A 17,039-nucleotide genomic window follows, 5' to 3' on the forward strand; every position below is an offset into this window, starting at 1 on the left:
CATGGGACAGTGGAATCCATATGGTCAGACATTAAATGGAACCCCTGTGGTGGGACAAGTTCCATGCAAGACCGTAGTGAAGGGGCCAGCTTTGACTGCCAAGCAACAAGCTATGGCCCAAAACGCATATACGCTGTTTTGCGCCAATCATCGCTTGAGTTGTTTCAACAACACGGCTATTCAGGGCTGCTTGCCAGATGGCTCACGCTATTCGATTCGCAAGATTGGCGCAGTAGCTATCATGAAAATTCAAACATTGGAACAACCGCCAGCTCCAGAAAAATACTTAGGCGGTATCGGCTATAGATTTGTCGACTACAAGGGTAATCCAATTATTTCTGAACCAGACGCTCCAATTGATTTCTCAAAAGTTTTTAACGTTTATGAGGTTGTGGAAAAGGGTACTACGAAGGGGACAGGTGTTTGGCGTTACCATAAAAGAGAATATCCATATAAAGGGTTTAAAGCCACTTGGACAAATGAGCAAGGTTTAAGGTGTAGAGGAGTTGATTCGTATAGGCAAAGAAATAGCGAGTATTTTCATGCAAGCAATTATGCTGGTTACGAATCACTGTGGGATGTCTTCGCTGCAGCTAGTTATGTGGGAAAGAAAACTTACGGGCATATTCCTTTGCCTTCAACATATTTAGAGTTTGGATCTGTCGTTTTTTTATATAAAAATCAGCGTGGTGAAGAATTTGTAATGCAAATTCGTGTTGCTCCTAGTTATGCTGGCAAGGTTTGGAGAATCTTCTTGTTGGCTAAGCTCCGAAGTGAGGGTACAGCGCTAACTACAAAAGATGAAGTGGCTTTTGTTACCTGTCCAATCTCCTGCTCTCTAGATTATTACTCAACAACAGTTAGTCGTGATGGTAAACGTTTTACTATTATGTATTCCAATGATGGAATAGGACATTTGGCTGAATATGAAATAGATGAAAAATCGATTAATCTATTATCTGATAATGAGGTTTATAAATCCTATCCTACTACTTCAAATAAAGAGGATCTTAGCGAGCAAACTGACGAGTACATACTTGACCATACTATCTTTAATGAACAAAGTTACTGGTCAGAGGGGACTCTCTACGCTGGATATGACATTCAAGGTAAGAGGTTTTCAGTTGAGATTGTTACCGGAAGATCCACGTTGAGACAGGAGTCTTGGGTGAAAAGTTGGGATACTAAACCAACTCCTCTGCCACGAGATCATGTCTGGGAACGTGTTGAAGACTCAAAAAAAAATTATGTAAAAATACTAATACCAGGGTCCGTTACTATTAATGGGTATAAGACTAGCTTTCCAGAGCGTGAAAACTCAATACTTGTATCAAACCATTTGCTAACTGACTATATTCAGAATGAATTGGTTATAAATAGAGAGCAAAATGGTAGTTTGAGTAGTATAGATATAGTGAGTTCTACAAGTATTTTATTTATAGAGCCTGTTAATAGTTTCTTGGTGCTACGTGAAACAGCAACTAAACATGTTAGATATGAATCAACTTCAAATGGTGTAACAACAACAGATCTAGAAGATATTATTTTGGAGGATGACTTTGTAGTCATGTATCTACGAGGTGTAGAGGTTCATAGATTTAATGTGATTGCTCGGAAGTATGTAGATGTACCTCCAAAGGTTTATGCTGACGCAGCTATTGATCCAAGGTCGGGGGGGATAATTTTTTCAATTTTTGAGTTTGACGGAGGGAAAAATGAAGTTTATGACTTCAATCCAGCCGTTAACAAACGGCATCAGGCTTTTGTAGTGGATGGGAAAGGATGTAGGCGTATGGAGGACGTTCTTGCTGTTCCAAGTATTAATTACCAAATTCCTGCAATGGGGTCATTATGAAAGCGATTGTTCTCAATACTGCTTCAGGAGCAGTCTCAGAGTACGGAGATTTTGATTTTGATTCGGTTACTCAGGGTCATTATGGAGGAATGCAAGGTCTTTTTGCTGTGGGAGGTGCTACTGACGATGGACAACTCATAGTTGCTCATGCAATCACGCCGCCCCTGCTGCAGCAAAACCTGCAGAAGAAACGACTGGCTGCTGTTTATGTCGCTGCCCAAGCTGAGGGTGAGATGCAGGTCCATGTGCATGGCCAGTCCAATCAATGGGATTACCCAATGCACATTCGCGTAGGGGGCATGAGCCGAGCAACGCCAGGGCGCGGTATTTGTGAGAGCTATCTGGCCGTGGGTATCAGCAATCCCCAAGGTCAAGCGTTCGAGATTGATTCCATTGCTGCTGAAGTGGTGCTTTCGCAGCGTCACATTTAAGGGAGAAAGACATGGCTGAACTTAATGGACCTGCAGAGATTGTTCAGGATGCCTACCAGCGGTCGGTAGCAATGGCGGATAAGGCCATGACTCAATTGGCAAGCTTCACCGCTGCCATGGGGGCGACACTCTATGAGCCCCCAACTATCAGCGTGGAATGGGCAGCCATCCCGGCGCCAGCTATTGAAGCATTGCCCGCTGTACCAGATGTACCAATCATCCAATTTAAAGATCCAGGCAATGTACCGTTGCCGCTTGATTCCGATCTGGGCGAGATAGGAGAAATTGACGACTTTGATGTGCAAGTTCCCGCACTCAATTACGGTGATGCACCGAACATCACTATAGGTGCGGTACCGAAGTTGCCCGAGATTGGTGCGGTGGTGCTGCCAGAAGTGCCTGAGATTGTGTTGCCAGAGGCACCTGAGACGTTGACATTGACCACGCCCCTTTTTGGTGGCATCAGCTTGCATAGCGAATACCTTGAAAAGCTCACAGAGCTGCCAGAGCTTCAACTTGCGTTACCCGAGAAGCTGGACTTCAAACGTCCGGCCAACTATGTATCGCAGTTGCTTGAGAATCTAAAGGCGGTAATTGATGAGCGTGTCAAAGGTGGTACGGGACTGCCAACTACAGTTGAGCAAGGCATCTGGGATCGAGCACGGGACCGGGAAGCCAGTGCGCTGTTAGGGGCTGAAACAGATGCCAAGCGGGCCGCAGAGAGTCTTGGGTTCGCACTGCCAGCAGGAGTGCTGTCTTCACAGCTTGAGCAAGCAAGACGCGATTACACCTCCACGCTTTCCGCGTTGAGCCGTGACATTGCAATCAAGCAAGCAGAACTGGTGCAGTCGAATATGCACCAGGCGATCACGCACGGCATCCAATTGGAAACCCAGCTCATGGACTATGCACAGCGTGATGTGCAGATGGTGTTTGACATGGCCAAGAGTGCCGCAGAAAGCGCCGTGCAAGTGCATAACGCTGGCGTGGAGCATTACAAGGCATTGCTGCAGGGCTACAGCGCCTACGCGCAAACATACGACACCTTGATGAAGGGCGAGCTGGCCAAGATCGAACTCTACAAAGCACAGCTGGAAGGTGAGCAGACCAAGGCGCAGGTGAACAGTGCATTGGTGCAGCAGTACAAAGCCGAGATTGAAGCATCGCTGGCGCACGTAGAGCTGTACAAGGCCCAGGTGCAAGGGGCGCAGTCACTGGTTGAAATTGAGAAGGCCAAGCTGCAGGCCGGTGGTGAGCAGATCCGTGGATTTGTTGCGCAGCTAAGTGCTGAGACTGCAAAGATCGAAGCGTACAAAGCAGGTATCTCTGCACAGGCGACCAAAGCCGAGGCTTATAAGTCCCAAGCTCAAGCGTATGCTGCCAAGGTGGGAGCTCAGGGAGAGCGCGCAAGGATCCAGGTTGCGCGGCTTCAGGCCATGGCCACGGCCAAGTCGGCAGAGTGGGATGGATACAAAGCGCGCATCAGTGCAGAGACTTCTCGCATTGATGCACTTCGCATTCAAACCCAGGCCCAAAGTGACGCATACCGTATGGGTGCAGCTGCAATCACTGAAAAGGCAAGGCTTAACGCTTCAATGTGGGAAGCCAGCATCCGTCAATACGAAGCTGCCACAAACGTGACCATTCAGACTGCGCGTATGAATAACGAAGCGATGCTGGCAACCAACAACGCCCGCCAGGATATGGCGAAGGTAGGAGCGCAGGTGTATGCACAGATAGCAGCATCAGCGTACAACGTTGTGAGCACCAGCGCCGCGATTTCGGGCAGTGTGACAGAGAGTATTTCCAGCGAGGGGTAGCGCCGACGATGATATGGATCATGAAGAAAGCGAAGGCTATACGTAATTTTCTTGTTATCAGTTACTGACGACTAGGAGTTGTGAGTGGAAAGCTCTGCGCTGCTACCATTAAGCTTTATTAACTCTTTGTTTTTCATGCAAATTAACAATCGAAAATTAAAGGGATGGCATGTTGAAGACTCTGATCTGTATTGCTGCAATTGCTGGTGTCAGCCCCAGCGCATTGGCTGTCATGGATTGCTCTGAGAATGACAAAACATGGTGCCAAATTGTTTCTCGTGCGCAGGGTTCCCAAGAAATACTGCAAGAGGAAGCGCAATTTTCTTCAACAGACGTGAGCGTGGCTAAGTCACCGGCAAACTCTCCACCCACTGCGCTTGAGAAGGAAGCCAAGAGGTGCTTCGCTTGGTATAAAAAAAACGTCCCCTTGGAGCCTGAAGCTAGCTATTTAGACTCCTCCAAAGAAGGCCGTGTTTTGACCATCGTGATCTCCATACCTTTCATTTTCGTAAACCCAATGGGTGTACCGATTAAAAGCACAATGGAAACGCCTGCCTCTTGCCAGTTTTATAACGGAAGGCTGGATGAGGGCTGGACTCATATCCATGCCAAACGTGGTAATTGGATTCGGTGATAGACCTCATTCGGCACGCTGAACGTTCTTTAGAGCGATAAGGGAAGTCAGGGAAAGTTCTTTCGCAGCAATTTTTCATTGTTAGCCTACGCAAATAACAGCGCATGGTAATGGGCTGTTGTAGCTTTCGTCTTTGGATTCAACTATTTAACGTTGATAGAGTAACGGACGCATTAATCTAGAAAACAATAGCGTAACAAAGCTTTCAATAGGTTTATTGAGAGACCCCGGCTAGGGTTTCGCTTTTTTCAAACGAGCAAAGAAACTGTCTGCAAGAAGGCCGTCAAGCTCCCACAAACCGCCGCCTTCGGGCGGTTTTTTTACGCCCGGAATCTTTACCATGAAAGTTGAAACAGCAATTGAAGCCGCGAACGTTGCGGCAGTTGGCAGCAAGACCACCTTGGCTGGATCGGCAACCGCGGGGTTCGGTTGGCTGACATCCAGTGCATTTTTCGGCTGGGCAGGGTTTGTTATTGCGCTCATGGGTCTGGGGGTGAACTATTACTTTCGGCGTAAAGAGCATGAGCTTCGCTTGCGTGATGACGCACGCAGTGAGCAAGAGCATCAGGCGCGCATGCGTGCGATAGAAAGTGGATGCAATGTCTGGGAAAGCTAGGCTCATCGCCGCGATCGGTGCGGCTGCTGCTATAGCCGTGGTGCCGTTTGTGACCAGGCACGAAGGAACGGTGCTGCGCACCTACCGTGATCCCATCGGCATCATCACAGCGTGCACCGGGCACACCGGGCCAGAGTTGCGCATGGGGCAGACCTTTACCCGCCAGGAATGTGAAGAGCTGCTCTACAAAGACCTTGCCCTGCACGCCAACGCACTAGGCTGCATCACACAGCCACTCACTGACGGGCAGCGCGCCGCCTTTCTGAGTTTTGCTTTCAACGTGGGGGAGGGCGCGTTCTGCAATTCCACCCTGGTGCGCAAAGCCAATGCGGGTGATTTGCAGGGCGCATGTGCAGAACTCAGCCGCTGGACCTATGCCGGCGGCAAGCAACTGCCCGGCCTTGTGCAGCGTCGTGCGGCAGAGCGCCAAATGTGTGAAGGGGGGCTGGCATGAGCACGCGTACCCTGGTGCTGGTCGTAGGCGGAGCCTTGATGTTTGGTGCGGGATGGACTGCCAACGGATGGCGTTTCGGCCAAGATCTAGCTGAGCAGAAAGCAGCACATATCCAAGAATTGGCCTCTCGCGACCTTGCTGCATTCCTGGTTGGTCAGACCATCAACACCAATTACCAAGAGGCTTTGAACGATGCCATTCAAGAACAAGCGCGCCTGGCTGGTGCTGCTTCTGCTGCACAACGTAATGCTGGTCGGTTGCGCGACCAGCTCCGTGAAGCCGATGTGCGAATTTCCGCAGCTTCCAGCACCGCCGTCCGAGACTACGCCGCAACCGCCAACAACTTACTCGGAAGCTGCAGCCAGCGATATACAGAGTTGGCAGAAAGAGCTGATGGACATGCCCTTGATGCGCGAATCTGTAGGCGGGCTTGGCCTCGGGAATGGCGATAGCAACATAGATGGCATGAAGGCCTACTAATTGTTTTTAGTATGTACTTCTGTCCCGAAGCCGAAGGTCCTTATGCTTCGAATTGAACCGTTTCTACAATAACCGGAGACTTACAAATTAGTCTCTATTTTGGCCAACGGTCGTGCCATCCATCGCTCCTCCCAGTTAACTAATGGATTTTACTTTTCGTTGAATAAACCCCGCATCATGCCTAATCCTTTACCTAGTACCGAGTCTTTACCAACAGTCATGTCCGTCGCAGCATCTAGACTCTTACCCATGGCGGCGCCAACATTTCCTTGCGCTAATTCTTTGGTTATGCCTATACCATGACTAAGCACGGCACCACCACCTTGAGTGACCTCGTTAGCGATATCCAATGTCTTTCCAAATGCACCCTTGATATCTCCAGCGATTAAATTTTGCGCTAAATCTATGCCTAAATCCAACAATGCGCCATGACCTAAAGTCAGGTCGACAGCCATAACTACGCCTTTACGTACGGCACTACTAATATTTCCCTTAGAAACATCTTCTGCGATGTCTAGACCTTGGTCCACAGCCTTAATATTGCTTCGCGCAATATCAACTGCTGCGGTTAAGCCTGTCTCAAGAAGTGAGTTTTTGCCGCTTTGACTTGCTGCACGTTGAAGCCACTGTGCAGCTTCAATTTGGTCCTGCGTTACTCCAAGGCCTTTTTGAAGCATTGAACCTAAATTCGTTTGTGCAAGAGCATTCCCTTGTTCAGCTGCTCTACGGTACCAATGTGCCGCTTCCGAAAGATTTTCTGTGACGCCCAAGCCTTTTTGCAGCATTGTTCCCAAGTTCGTTTGGGCAAATGAGTTTCCTTGTTCTGCCGCGAGGCGGAACAAATTTACTGCTTCTGCAAGGTTCTGGGGTACACCTAATCCACTCTCAAGCATTGCACCCAAGCTATTTTGGGCTCGAGCATTACCTTGTGCGGCTGCAAGCTGGAACCATTTCGCGGCTTCAGCTTGATTGAGGGCTATTCCTCGGCCATTGGCTAGCATGACTCCCAAATTAGTTTGAGCAAGCGCATTGCCTTGTTCAGCTGCACGTTGATACCATTGAGCCGCCTGGGGCTGGTTCTTCTCTACTCCTAGTCCTCGCTCTAGTAAAGTTGCTAAATTGTTCTGCGCACGCGCATTTCCCTTATTGGCAGCACGCTGGTACCACTGAGCAGCTGCTGAGTAGTTTTGCGTTACTCCCCAGCCTTTTTCCAGCATCAGTCCGTAGTTGAATTGGGCTGGCAAAAAGTTTTTGGCTGCAGCGCGTTGGAACCATTGAGCCGCTTCCGTTTGGTTCTTAACCTGGCCTCTACCAACTGCTAGAAAAATTCCCAAGACATTTTGTGAATATGTATCTCCTTTTTCCGCAGCACGTCTAAACCAAAGCGCTGCCTCTTCCGAATTCTGGGGCACCCCGAGGCCTTTATTTAATGCATATCCCAAGTGACGCTGGGCCTCAGTATTCCCTTGCGTAGCTGCATTCCGCAGCCATTTCACAGCTTCTTCCTGGTCCGTAGATACAGTCGAACGGTGGAGTAGATTGACTCCTAGGGTAGATTGGGAAAGTACATAACCTCGAGTGGCTGCGAGCCGCAACCATTTTTCTGCTTCAGCTTGATCTTGCGAAGAATTTGAACGCAGAAGAATCGAACTTAGGTTGTGCTGCCCACGTACATGACCTTGTTCTGCAGCTAATCTGTACCAGCGTGCAGCCTCCGTCAGGTCTTTCTCTACACCGTAGCCCATATGGTGCATAAACCCCATGTTGCTTTGGGCACTCGCATCACCTTGCTCTGCTGCACGGCGGTACCATTCCACAGCTGCAACTTGATCCTTTTCTACACCTATTCCTCGTTCCAACAAAGAACCATAGTTAACTTGAGCACGCACCTCGCCAAGCTCTGCGGCACGCCTATACCATTGCGCTGCTGCTGCTGGGTTCTTTTCTATTCCACGCCCATGCTCCAGCATAAACCCCAAGTTAGTTTGCGCCAAGATATTGCCTTGTTCAGCAGCGCGTTGGAACCATTGCACTGCTTCAGGCAAATTTTGCGCGACACCTCGGCCATCATTAAGCATTAGGCCTAGATCATTTTGAGCTTGTGCGTTGCCTTGATCAGCGGCGAGTCGAAACCAATGCGCAGCTTCAGCTTTATTCTGCGTTACGTCCTGGCCTTTATTAAGGGCCACGCCCAACTTGTACTGAGCTTCAGACTCGCCTCGCTTAGCAGCGTCGATAAGCTCGATAGGCTGAGCGACTGCGAAGAGCGATATCAAAAAAAAACTAACTCCAATAGCGTGCTGGCGGATTATCAATTTCTTTCCTTGACTTACATTAAGACGCGTATTCTCCTTTAAAAATGAGTTGCGAAACATGTCGTTACTGCACGTTTTGTCATTAGTATTTGTTGCATCGACACTCTATATGCGGAATTTTCTTATTTACTAAATGCACTAATAGTGCTAATGCTTCTGCGTTGGTTTGAGTTCGCTTTAACTTCAGGAGTCCAGAATAATGGTATTACGAACCACGGATTCTGTTATTCAGTTTTATGTACCAGTCATTGGTCATTAAGGGTGGCGTGCAGCGATGTTTGGAAGTCATTTCCTCTCATGCCCGTGCTATCGGCACTTCATCTAGTCTTGTTGTGTAGCGGGGGGGGGCACCGCTCTTGCTTCATGTGTCGGCCAGGCAGGCCTACACCGGTGTCTTATAGTGATTGAGATAGGCGAACGCGCCAGACAAAATTAAGCCCGCTGGCCATGGTTAGCGGGCTTTTTTTCCTTCTAGCGAAGCTGCAAGCTACCTTGCTGCGGGGCAGCCACCGCATTGCGAGCAGCCATGCGGCCCAGGCGGGCGGTGCAGGTGGATGCAAGCTGGGTGAGGGTCTGTGCGTCAATGCAGATGCTGTCCTCGATGGCGCTGTGAAAGCGCTCCATGGGCAGCACATAGGCGTTGCTTTCGATGGGTTTTACACAGGCTACAGCCGTAGTTTCAGGATTGGCATCAAAGCCAAGCATGTAGCGGTTGTGCCGCCAGTCGTTGCCTTGGAGCACAGCATCAAACACGGACTGGTAGACCTCTGCGGTGGCCGCAACTGCAGTGCGGTGGGCGAGGGCGATCTGGTCGGGGTCGTAGGCGAGCTTTTGCAACTCGGCCTCCATGCGGTTGAAGGCGTCGATGTAGGCCAGCTTGAACGCCAGCGCCTTCTTGCCGGTGAAGCCCATTGCCAGCAGCGTGAAGCCGTCGCGGGTGAGGCGGTAGGCGGGGTAACTAGCCTTGGCCCCATTCCCACTTTCCACTTCGACAGACGCCTCCGCAAAATTGCGGAGGTGTTCCTCGCTTAGTTGGGGCAGCAGATTACGGATGGTTCGGAGCACATCGTCATGGCGCTTGCTAAAGTGGCGTGCCAGATCTGTGCTGAGGGTGGTGGGTTTGCCGTCAACAATGGTGATGGCGGGAGTGATAACCGATGCGGTTTTAGACATGTGGCGCTCCTTGTCGAGACTTTGATTGCCTCATGACCCGTTCTTACGCGAGGCATGAGGCGGCCGGGAGGTTAAGAACCTAGGACAAGCTAGGCGGACTTCTTTCCCTTGCGGGTGTTGTATCCGTCGCCCTCCCGGCCAAAAATCAGCACCTGCAAAGGTGCAGGCGTGCAAAGTCCGGGCGCAAAAAAACCGCCAAGCTATCGGGTGCGGTTCTTCCGCTTGTCCTAAGGAGTTCTTACGCTCCATCTCTTTCGAGACAGCGCCAGTATAGCGTGTGTGGCGGGGGAGACAAGGGGCCGGGACTCGAGCCAGAGCCGACAGTTGCATGATTGCACCAAGCAGTCGGTGGCGCTCGCTGCCCTGATAGGTTGTGGTCAGGGGCTGCATTAAAGTGGGGTGCCTCATCACTACGCCGCTTTTACATGGATCTGATTGCCCTCATTCTTTCATTGGTTAGCCTCGTAGGCCTTGTTGTCGCAGGTTCAATACTGCGTGGATATTTACCTTCCTACATCGCAGAGAAAGGCAAGAATGCAGCCTCCAAGGAGGATTTGGCTCAACTCACTGACATAGTCGAAAAAGCCAAATCGTTCCATTCTGCTGAACTCGAACGCGTCAAAGCTGAGCTTTTCTCCGAAGGCCAAGTCACCGAGAGGCGTCGGCGCATTTACGAGGAAATGTCCTCCGCACTCAGGGTATTCATTGCGGGGCACGGTTGTACAACAGAAGTAAAAGAGCGTTTCCACGCTGAGTACGCTGCAGCATGGTTATGGGCCTCCGACGATGTACTCCGTGCGCTCAACCACTTTGTCGAACTACAGGTCCAACTTGTAACAAGTAAAGGTTCTGTCGAGGAAATTGAGCAGAAGAACGCATACGCCGCCGTCATTCTTGCAATGCGTCAAGACGCTGGATTTTCTGGCACGGGCATCAAGGCAAGTGACTATCAGTTTGTGCGGTTTGACTAAACGGATTCCACAACTATTCAATCAACGGCGCGTCTCTCATATTCAGCGTTAAGTGACAGCTTCTTTGTGTTGCCGACGACCGCTCCTGGCCGAACTGTGACAGTCGCAAAACGACCCGTTACTGTCGTTCAAGCTCCAGTACTCGATGACCGGTTTCGATCACCTTGGAGCCATTCGTTCTGCAGATCTTCCGGATCCGCCGTCAGGTATTCAAGGTGACTCTAAAGTATTTTGTGGCCAGTTCGTTGAGCCAGGCGAGTGCGTATGACTTGGTGAATACCATCTAGGCATCCCGCGACTAATCAGATTTTTTAATGGAATTATTCAACCCCATTGTTCCGCGAGAGCGCTGGCATCCCATATTCAAGATGCTGGTGGAAGGAGACTATGCTCCGGAACGCGCTGTACTTACGCGTTGGGCGGAGGGGTTCTCCGACCGTGACGGGAAGTTTGTCCAAGAATTTCAGTTGTCGTTCGAGCCCTGCCTGTGGGAACTCTATTTGAATGCCTGCTTAGTCGAGCTGGGCCATCAACTTGATTTCTCTCATCACGCGCCTGACTTCGTCGTCCAAGGTAATGTCTCGTTTAGTCTCGAGGCAACGATCGCAGCTCCAGCCGCAGGCGGGAGGCCGGCCTATGGCTGGTCAATTCATGACTTACCAGAAGACCTAAACCAGTTCAATCTGGAATCGACCCTACGCATTTGCAACAGCTTCTCTTCGAAGGTGAAACGGTACAGAGAACACTACAAAACTCTCGGCCATGTGGTCGGCAAGCCGTTCGTGATAGGCATTGCGTCATTCGATCGCCCGCTTGCTCACTTTGCTGCACTGCGACCCGTGATTGCCGCGCTATATGGTCTTTACCATGACGAAGAAGCGACGCCACGCGATGCGACGAGCGTGGTCAGCTACAACGTCGCGCAGGCACCCAAGAACGCCGACGTAAATATTGACCTTGGGCTGTTCTGTGATGATAGTTTTGCTGACGTATCGGCAATCATCTATAGCTCCGTGGCCACGTGGGGGAAAGTTCGTGGCGTAGCCGACAACTCCGATGCCAAGATCGTCTTCACGACCTTACATCCACAGGAGGGAAGCCTGATGCCGCGAGTCTTGACGAGACTGAAGCGAGACTATTCGGAGCACCTTCTGGACGGATTGGTGGTTCTGCACAATCCGTTCGCTACCCATCCGTTACCAAGTGATGTGTTTCAGCATCCTCGGGTCGCTCAGATCCGTCCAGCTCCATCAGGTGAGCTGGTAACGAACGCGCCCGACGATTTCCTGCTGTTGCGAATGCTCCAGTCGTTTGTCGATCAGTGACCAAGGCGCAGAATCGGCGGCTCTTGACATTCCTAATTTGATATTCACGGAATGGGTGTTTACGCAGAACTGAATGATGCCCCCCCGAGCGCGTTAATGCGTAGCGGTCTACATCAGCATGGTCGGGCTCGCATCACAAATTCGTCGATTCGGCTAAAGGGCACTGAATCGACCAGAATTTTAATTTTTAGCCCTCGTACAAGCTGCATTTGGACACGGCCTCAGCCTAAAACTGACTACTCTTAGTTCGGCTTTTCAGCGATTGCTGAAGTTCATGTTCACAAGCCAAGCTTCTGCTACTGGCCGATAGCTGACACCTGAACAATTTCTCTCATGCACGCGCAATAGGCATTTCTATCTCACAAGTTGTGTAGCGCTGTGCACCGTGGCTTTGACATAGTTTGTTGGTGTCTCAAAACCAAAGTGGTAGACAAGCATTGCACTGAATTTGCCCATAAAAAAACCGGCCCCTGGGGACCGGTCTTGCGGGTAAAAGCTTATTGGGCTTAGTAGCGGTTGCCGCCGCCATAGCCGCCACCGTTACCGCCGTAGCCGCCACCATTGCCGCGATAACCACCACCGCCACTGTTGCTGCGATAGCTGCTTCCACCTTCTTCGCGAGGGCGTGCAATGTTGACGGTCAGATTGCGGCCGCCCATTGTTTGCTCATGCATGCCTTCAATGGCAGCTTCTGCTTCATCTGCAGTGGACATTTCGACAAAGCCGAAACCCTTGGAACGATCAGATCCACGTTCCATCATGACTTGTGCGGAGATCACATTGCCGAATGAAGAAAATTGTTGTTGCAGATCGTTGTCACGTACGGAATAGGCGAGGTTACCAACGTAAAGTTTAGTTGTCATATTGAGACTCAAATTGATGTTACGAGTGATCCCGGTAAATGACCAGGTATCGATATGGTGCAAAGCGTCCGCATAGGGGGAGCTTTTGGGTATGCAGGCAGACCAGCTGATTAGGCAGGGAGCACAGGCAGTTGCAGATAGCTTTTGCCTTGCTCAATGGCATAGCAGATGGCGGCTGCAGAGGTAAGAAACAGGGGAATGAAGCGAAACACTCTGTCGTGTGAACTAGAGCCTTTGCCGCTACGTATGGAAAGAGTCGCGGCATAAGTGCCGCTGGGGGTCAGTTCGGCGGTATGCGTCAGAGCATAGCGTCCGATGACTTGAGAACTAGAGAGAGATGGATTCAAGAGCAACGCGCTGAGTCAAGCAGTCGCGTAAAAAGTTGGCTCGAAAGCAAGCCGCTTATACGTTTTGGGATGCGTAAAAAAGAGAATCAAGCAGAACACTTCAGCTTGTGTTATCGCCAGCGACCAACAGGTCATTGAGATAACAAAATTGGCTGGTAAAAATATGAAAGCGCCTTGAGCGCTATGTACTTCGTGGATGCCACGTTTGTGTTGGATACCAGCAATCTGGAGATCACTATAACACCAATCGCTAAAAAATGTGCATTTAACGGCGATAGGTCAAAATCTGAGTCTAAGCTTTGGGAGATCGATAGGTGCCGTCACTTTGAAAATTGCACAAAATTGGGGCGCACCGTCCTGTCCACGTTTGAATTGCTTGAACGGCAGGTGGGTTAAGTTCCAGGGTTAGGGCGGCTCCTTATAAAGCAACAATGTCCAACATTGCATGGCGGAGCTTCTGTAGTTAGGGTCCTATGTGCTAGAGACTGACAGATGGCGTGTGATAGGGGCCGTCATCCAATCACTCTAGGTCTAGGTAGGTGCAGCAGGAACTATCTGCGCCGATGCCAACGGGCGCTATGTGCATGTCAACTGTTCAGACTTGCACCTTAGCTCAGCGAAGCCCACATGCAGCCACAAATTTATGTCTGGAGCAACCAGCTCGCGTGTCCCCATAGCACGTAGTGCATCTATTCCAAACAAATCTCAGAGAAGAGTAAGATTCATCTCGTCAAGGCAGTAGGAACCCATACCAATCATTGCCTGACGCAAGTTAGGCATCGTCTTGGTGTGTGGATGTTGTATCACCTGAATCGTTTTTAATGGGTTTTAAAATGAGCGATGAAATTGATACCGACATGATCGAGGAGTCTTTGATCGTCATAGATCAGGCTTGTGCAGATATCAAGGAAAGTGTCCAGGTCCGAGCCACGAGGGAAAGGGATTGGCGAGCTCGGCATAAGGTTGATGAAGTTATTGTCTGCTTTGATGCCGTTAGGTACGCGGGACACCGGCGCACAAAAGATTTGATGCTTCTTGAGTTAGATGAGCTTTGTCAGAAGCTAGATCTAATGGTTGGCTGGTCATGTGTCAACAGGCCATTTGACGCAGCTTGCTATGCAAAATCCTTAGAAATTGTGCAACTGGCAAAAGGTGCTGTTTACTCAGCCTTGGGGATTTTTCAGCCTTGTCACAAACTCTTTCCAAGTATTGGACAACGCGTCTAGCGAGGGTCTAATCAAAAAAGCGCCTTCGGGCGTTTTTTTGATGGGAAAAGAAGGATCAGAAATATTGTGATCTTCCGGTATTGCTGAGTTAGTTGGCCCAGATTGATCGCAACGATTTGAGGAAGTATTGTCTTCACTGATGCCGACGACGAGGCAAAGTAGGGTGGCTGCGAGCATGTCACCAAGTCTATGTGCACTGATTTGAGTTGCAATCCTCTGTATATCAGCATATTTGCGGACGAGGGTTCAATTGTCTTTTACGGATTTGAATTGGATCAGGTGGCGTGGCGTGGTGTTGTCTTGTGCGACTCTCTCTAGTGCTTTCACACCAAAATCACACAGATTTCTTTAAGTTATTGTTCTTATTGAGATGTGCGCGGGTTCAATTCCCGCCAGCTCCACCACCATAACGTCCAAGGGCGTTCGCTGACTTCCAGTGAACGCCCTTTTTCTTTTGTAAATCAATGGTTTGCCTTCCGTAATCGTCCGCCCAAGTTCGTGGGTATCCAATACAAAGTGGGGGTACAAGTGGGGGTACAACTCGCCAAAAGTCTATACTTTGAGCATGTTGTACCCCCACTTTCAGGCGAAACCCAGCATTCATACGGTCTAGCGGCCCATGCGTTGTACCCCCACCCAAGGGCTGAAAGAGGGATTTTGTACCCCCACCTGAGGAGGCTGCCCCCCAATGCTGACCGATGCCCATTGTCGCAATGCCTCATGTCCGCCTGATCGCAAACAGGCCCGCTTCACGGATGCTGGAGGGCTGTACCTTCAAGTCAGCCCCAGCGGCTCAAAGCGCTGGTTCTACAAATATCGCGTGGATGGCAAGGAGAAACAGCTCGCACTTGGCAGTTACCCCTCGGTCGGCCTCACTGCTGCACGTAAAGCACGTGATGCTGCCAAGGTGCAGCGTGCTGAGGGGAGCGACCCCATAGCGGCGCGCAAGCTGGAAAAGCTCAAAGGCGGGCTGGAAAGAGGGCATACCTTCAAAGCAGTGGCGTTGGAATGGCACGCCAAACAGACCGAGGGCTGGAGCGCTGGCCACGCCGAGCGCACCTTGCGGCAATTGGAGCGCGACCTGTTCCCCTGGTTGGGTGAGCAGCCCATGTCCAGCATTGAGCCTATGGAGCTGCTATCAGTGCTGCAAAAAGTGGAAGAGCGTGGGGCGCTGGAGACTGCTGACCGGGCGCTGATGCTGGCCCGGCAGGTGTGGCGGTACTGGCTGCCCACCGCCAGCAACACCCAGCGCGACATTACCGAGGGGCTTAAAAGCCGCTTGACCCCGTACCGGGGTAAGAACTTTGCCGCCATTGTTGAGCCGCAGCGTTTTGGTGAGCTTTTGCGAGCTATGCATGCCTACAAGGGGGGACCGTTGGTGCGGACTGCTTTGCTGCTGGCCCCGCTGCTGTACCAGCGCCCCGGCAACTTGCGCATGATGGAATGGGCAGAGTTGGATCTGGATGCGGGCTTATGGACTATTCCCAGCAAAAAAATGAAACGCAGCAAGCAGGAGAAAGAAAACGGAGAGCCGCATGTGGTGCCCATGCCCACGCAGGCTGTGGAGTTGCTGCGAGATCTGCAACCCATAACAGGGCAGGGCCGCTATGTTTTCCCCGGTCAGCGCGACCACGATCGCCCACTGTCTGACAACTCTGTGCGCAGTGCCCTCTATGGTTTGGGTTTTGGTACAGAACAAAGCTGGCACGGTTTCAGAGCCAGCGCCCGCACCATGCTGGTCGATCAGCTCGACCTTGACCCGCTGGCAATTGAAGCCAACTTGGCACACGCTGTCAAAGATGCCAATGGCCGCAGTTACAACCGCACGAAATACTTGGCCAAGCGCTTTGATTTGGTGCAGCAGTGGGCCGACTACCTTGATAAGTTGCGCCGTGGTGGCGATGTGATTGAGCTGCACCAACGCGCCAGCTGAAAATTTGAGCTCCCCCGATTTGGTGAACCCAAAAACTCTCTCCCAGGCTGCGCAACCCCTGCCACCAGCCGCCCCACTGAGGCGGCTTTTTTGCGTCCGTTGCTTGGATTGGCAGCACGCTTAAGGAGCTAGCAAATCCAGCCAGAAGACGATTTTTCTTGGGAACTTGGGAACACAGCGTTTTTTGAAAGCCAAATTAACCTCGAAGGCTTATAGATAGGGCACAGGATGCTCCAAAAAGTTTTGGGAACAAAGTGGGAACAAAGTGGGAACAAATTGGGAACAAACAAAGAATTTTTCTTTATATGAAATATTGAGTGTTCTTTTCTCTGTTCTTTCTGTTTATGGGCGGGCAGTTTTGCAGGCTTTGAGGTTGTGGTGAAGCATCAGAAGAGGGCCGTGAGCTGCTTTGGATCTTGTTATGGATGTGTGCTGGTTCTGGTGAACGTGGGTGGAGGGTGCCGGAATACGGCGCAAGGGATGTTCCTTGGTGCCCTGCATAGCGGCGCTACAAATGTTGGCTGTGCATGGTGCGCGGGTAAGATGGCCAGCGCCCCATCAGCGAACTTCAAGCCACCTGTGCATGCTGCTATGTC

The 17,039-nt window shown here is 50.7% G+C and carries 15 protein-coding genes; 11 read left to right on the forward strand and 4 right to left on the reverse strand.

Going from position 1 to position 17,039, the window contains the following annotated elements; translation table 11 throughout:
• Position 1 precedes the first annotated feature (1 nt).
• The 7 genes from QEP11_RS04515 (at position 2) to QEP11_RS04545 (ending at position 6,262) form a co-directional block, all read left to right on the forward strand.
• On the forward strand, positions 2 to 1,855 hold the full coding sequence (locus tag QEP11_RS04515; protein ID WP_284335444.1) for a hypothetical protein: 1,854 nt from the start codon (positions 2 to 4) through the stop codon (positions 1,853 to 1,855).
• An 89-nt stretch (positions 1,856 to 1,944) separates the two neighbouring features.
• A complete protein-coding gene (locus QEP11_RS04520; protein ID WP_284335445.1) occupies positions 1,945 to 2,286 on the forward strand; it encodes a hypothetical protein in 342 nt (113 codons plus the stop codon).
• 11 nt (positions 2,287 to 2,297) lie between these two features.
• Entirely contained in the window at positions 2,298 to 4,106 is a 1,809-nt protein-coding gene (locus tag QEP11_RS04525; RefSeq protein ID WP_284335446.1) for a coiled-coil domain-containing protein, read from the forward strand.
• A 169-nt stretch (positions 4,107 to 4,275) separates the two neighbouring features.
• Positions 4,276 to 4,740, forward strand: coding sequence for a hypothetical protein (locus tag QEP11_RS04530; protein WP_284335447.1), 465 nt, complete (start codon positions 4,276 to 4,278; stop codon positions 4,738 to 4,740).
• A 340-nt stretch (positions 4,741 to 5,080) separates the two neighbouring features.
• Complete coding sequence (locus QEP11_RS04535) at positions 5,081 to 5,356, forward strand: holin (protein ID WP_284335448.1); 276 nt, start codon at positions 5,081 to 5,083, stop codon at positions 5,354 to 5,356.
• Positions 5,340 to 5,810, forward strand: a complete 471-nt coding sequence (locus QEP11_RS04540) for a lysozyme (protein WP_284335449.1) — start codon at positions 5,340 to 5,342, stop codon at positions 5,808 to 5,810. Before QEP11_RS04535 ends, QEP11_RS04540 begins: the two co-directional genes overlap by 17 nt.
• Positions 5,807 to 6,262 (forward strand): DUF2514 family protein, encoded by a 456-nt coding sequence (locus QEP11_RS04545; protein WP_284335450.1) that lies wholly within the window; start codon positions 5,807 to 5,809, stop codon positions 6,260 to 6,262. Before QEP11_RS04540 ends, QEP11_RS04545 begins: the two co-directional genes overlap by 4 nt.
• Positions 6,263 to 6,439: 177 nt before the next feature.
• On the opposite strand, the gene QEP11_RS04550 is transcribed toward QEP11_RS04545, so the two are convergent.
• Both QEP11_RS04550 and QEP11_RS04555 read right to left on the reverse strand, forming a co-directional pair.
• Positions 6,440 to 8,665, reverse strand: a complete 2,226-nt coding sequence (locus QEP11_RS04550; RefSeq protein WP_284335451.1) for an SEL1-like repeat protein — start codon at positions 8,663 to 8,665, stop codon at positions 6,440 to 6,442.
• A 411-nt stretch (positions 8,666 to 9,076) separates the two neighbouring features.
• Complete coding sequence (locus QEP11_RS04555) at positions 9,077 to 9,778, reverse strand: Rha family transcriptional regulator (protein ID WP_284335452.1); 702 nt, start codon at positions 9,776 to 9,778, stop codon at positions 9,077 to 9,079.
• 425 nt (positions 9,779 to 10,203) lie between these two features.
• Between QEP11_RS04555 and QEP11_RS04560 the strand changes: the two genes are divergently transcribed.
• Complete coding sequence (locus tag QEP11_RS04560; RefSeq protein ID WP_284335453.1) at positions 10,204 to 10,749, forward strand: hypothetical protein; 546 nt, start codon at positions 10,204 to 10,206, stop codon at positions 10,747 to 10,749.
• Between the two features lie 314 nt (positions 10,750 to 11,063).
• Positions 11,064 to 12,074, forward strand: a complete 1,011-nt coding sequence (locus tag QEP11_RS04565) for a glycosaminoglycan attachment site (protein ID WP_284335454.1) — start codon at positions 11,064 to 11,066, stop codon at positions 12,072 to 12,074.
• A gap of 506 nt (positions 12,075 to 12,580) precedes the next feature.
• On the opposite strand, the gene QEP11_RS04570 is transcribed toward QEP11_RS04565, so the two are convergent.
• Both QEP11_RS04570 and QEP11_RS04575 read right to left on the reverse strand, forming a co-directional pair.
• The gene (locus tag QEP11_RS04570; RefSeq protein WP_284335455.1) at positions 12,581 to 12,937 is read right to left on the reverse strand and encodes an RNA recognition motif domain-containing protein; all 357 of its coding nucleotides are present in this window, start codon (positions 12,935 to 12,937) and stop codon (positions 12,581 to 12,583) included.
• 110 nt (positions 12,938 to 13,047) lie between these two features.
• Positions 13,048 to 13,284 (reverse strand): hypothetical protein, encoded by a 237-nt coding sequence (locus QEP11_RS04575; protein ID WP_284335456.1) that lies wholly within the window; start codon positions 13,282 to 13,284, stop codon positions 13,048 to 13,050.
• Between the two features lie 833 nt (positions 13,285 to 14,117).
• On the opposite strand from QEP11_RS04575, the gene QEP11_RS04580 reads away from it, so the two are divergent.
• Together QEP11_RS04580 and QEP11_RS04585 are read left to right on the forward strand one after the other, a co-directional pair.
• Positions 14,118 to 14,510, forward strand: a complete 393-nt coding sequence (locus QEP11_RS04580; protein ID WP_284335457.1) for a hypothetical protein — start codon at positions 14,118 to 14,120, stop codon at positions 14,508 to 14,510.
• 688 nt (positions 14,511 to 15,198) lie between these two features.
• Complete coding sequence (locus QEP11_RS04585; RefSeq protein WP_284335458.1) at positions 15,199 to 16,443, forward strand: tyrosine-type recombinase/integrase; 1,245 nt, start codon at positions 15,199 to 15,201, stop codon at positions 16,441 to 16,443.
• The last annotated feature ends 596 nt before the right edge of the window (positions 16,444 to 17,039 follow it).

Origin of the sequence: Comamonas halotolerans, assembly GCF_030162935.1 — a bacterium.
In the GTDB taxonomy this organism is placed as follows: Bacteria; Pseudomonadota; Gammaproteobacteria; order Burkholderiales; family Burkholderiaceae_C; genus Comamonas; species Comamonas halotolerans.

Bases quoted from the DNA above. Each gene is read 5' to 3' on its own strand.
- QEP11_RS04515 (WP_284335444.1), top strand. From the start codon at position 2: ATGGGACAGTGGAATCCATATGGTCAGACATTAAATGGAACCCCTGTG.
- QEP11_RS04520 (WP_284335445.1), top strand. From the start codon at position 1,945: ATGCAAGGTCTTTTTGCTGTGGGAGGTGCTACTGACGATGGACAACTC.
- QEP11_RS04525 (WP_284335446.1), top strand. From the start codon at position 2,298: ATGGCTGAACTTAATGGACCTGCAGAGATTGTTCAGGATGCCTACCAG.
- QEP11_RS04530 (WP_284335447.1), top strand. From the start codon at position 4,276: ATGTTGAAGACTCTGATCTGTATTGCTGCAATTGCTGGTGTCAGCCCC.
- QEP11_RS04535 (WP_284335448.1), top strand. From the start codon at position 5,081: ATGAAAGTTGAAACAGCAATTGAAGCCGCGAACGTTGCGGCAGTTGGC.
- QEP11_RS04540 (WP_284335449.1), top strand. From the start codon at position 5,340: ATGTCTGGGAAAGCTAGGCTCATCGCCGCGATCGGTGCGGCTGCTGCT.
- QEP11_RS04545 (WP_284335450.1), top strand. From the start codon at position 5,807: ATGAGCACGCGTACCCTGGTGCTGGTCGTAGGCGGAGCCTTGATGTTT.
- QEP11_RS04550 (WP_284335451.1), bottom strand. From the start codon at position 8,665: ATGTTTCGCAACTCATTTTTAAAGGAGAATACGCGTCTTAATGTAAGT.
- QEP11_RS04555 (WP_284335452.1), bottom strand. From the start codon at position 9,778: ATGTCTAAAACCGCATCGGTTATCACTCCCGCCATCACCATTGTTGAC.
- QEP11_RS04560 (WP_284335453.1), top strand. From the start codon at position 10,204: ATGGATCTGATTGCCCTCATTCTTTCATTGGTTAGCCTCGTAGGCCTT.
- QEP11_RS04565 (WP_284335454.1), top strand. From the start codon at position 11,064: ATGGAATTATTCAACCCCATTGTTCCGCGAGAGCGCTGGCATCCCATA.
- QEP11_RS04570 (WP_284335455.1), bottom strand. From the start codon at position 12,937: ATGACAACTAAACTTTACGTTGGTAACCTCGCCTATTCCGTACGTGAC.
- QEP11_RS04580 (WP_284335457.1), top strand. From the start codon at position 14,118: ATGAGCGATGAAATTGATACCGACATGATCGAGGAGTCTTTGATCGTC.
- QEP11_RS04585 (WP_284335458.1), top strand. From the start codon at position 15,199: ATGCTGACCGATGCCCATTGTCGCAATGCCTCATGTCCGCCTGATCGC.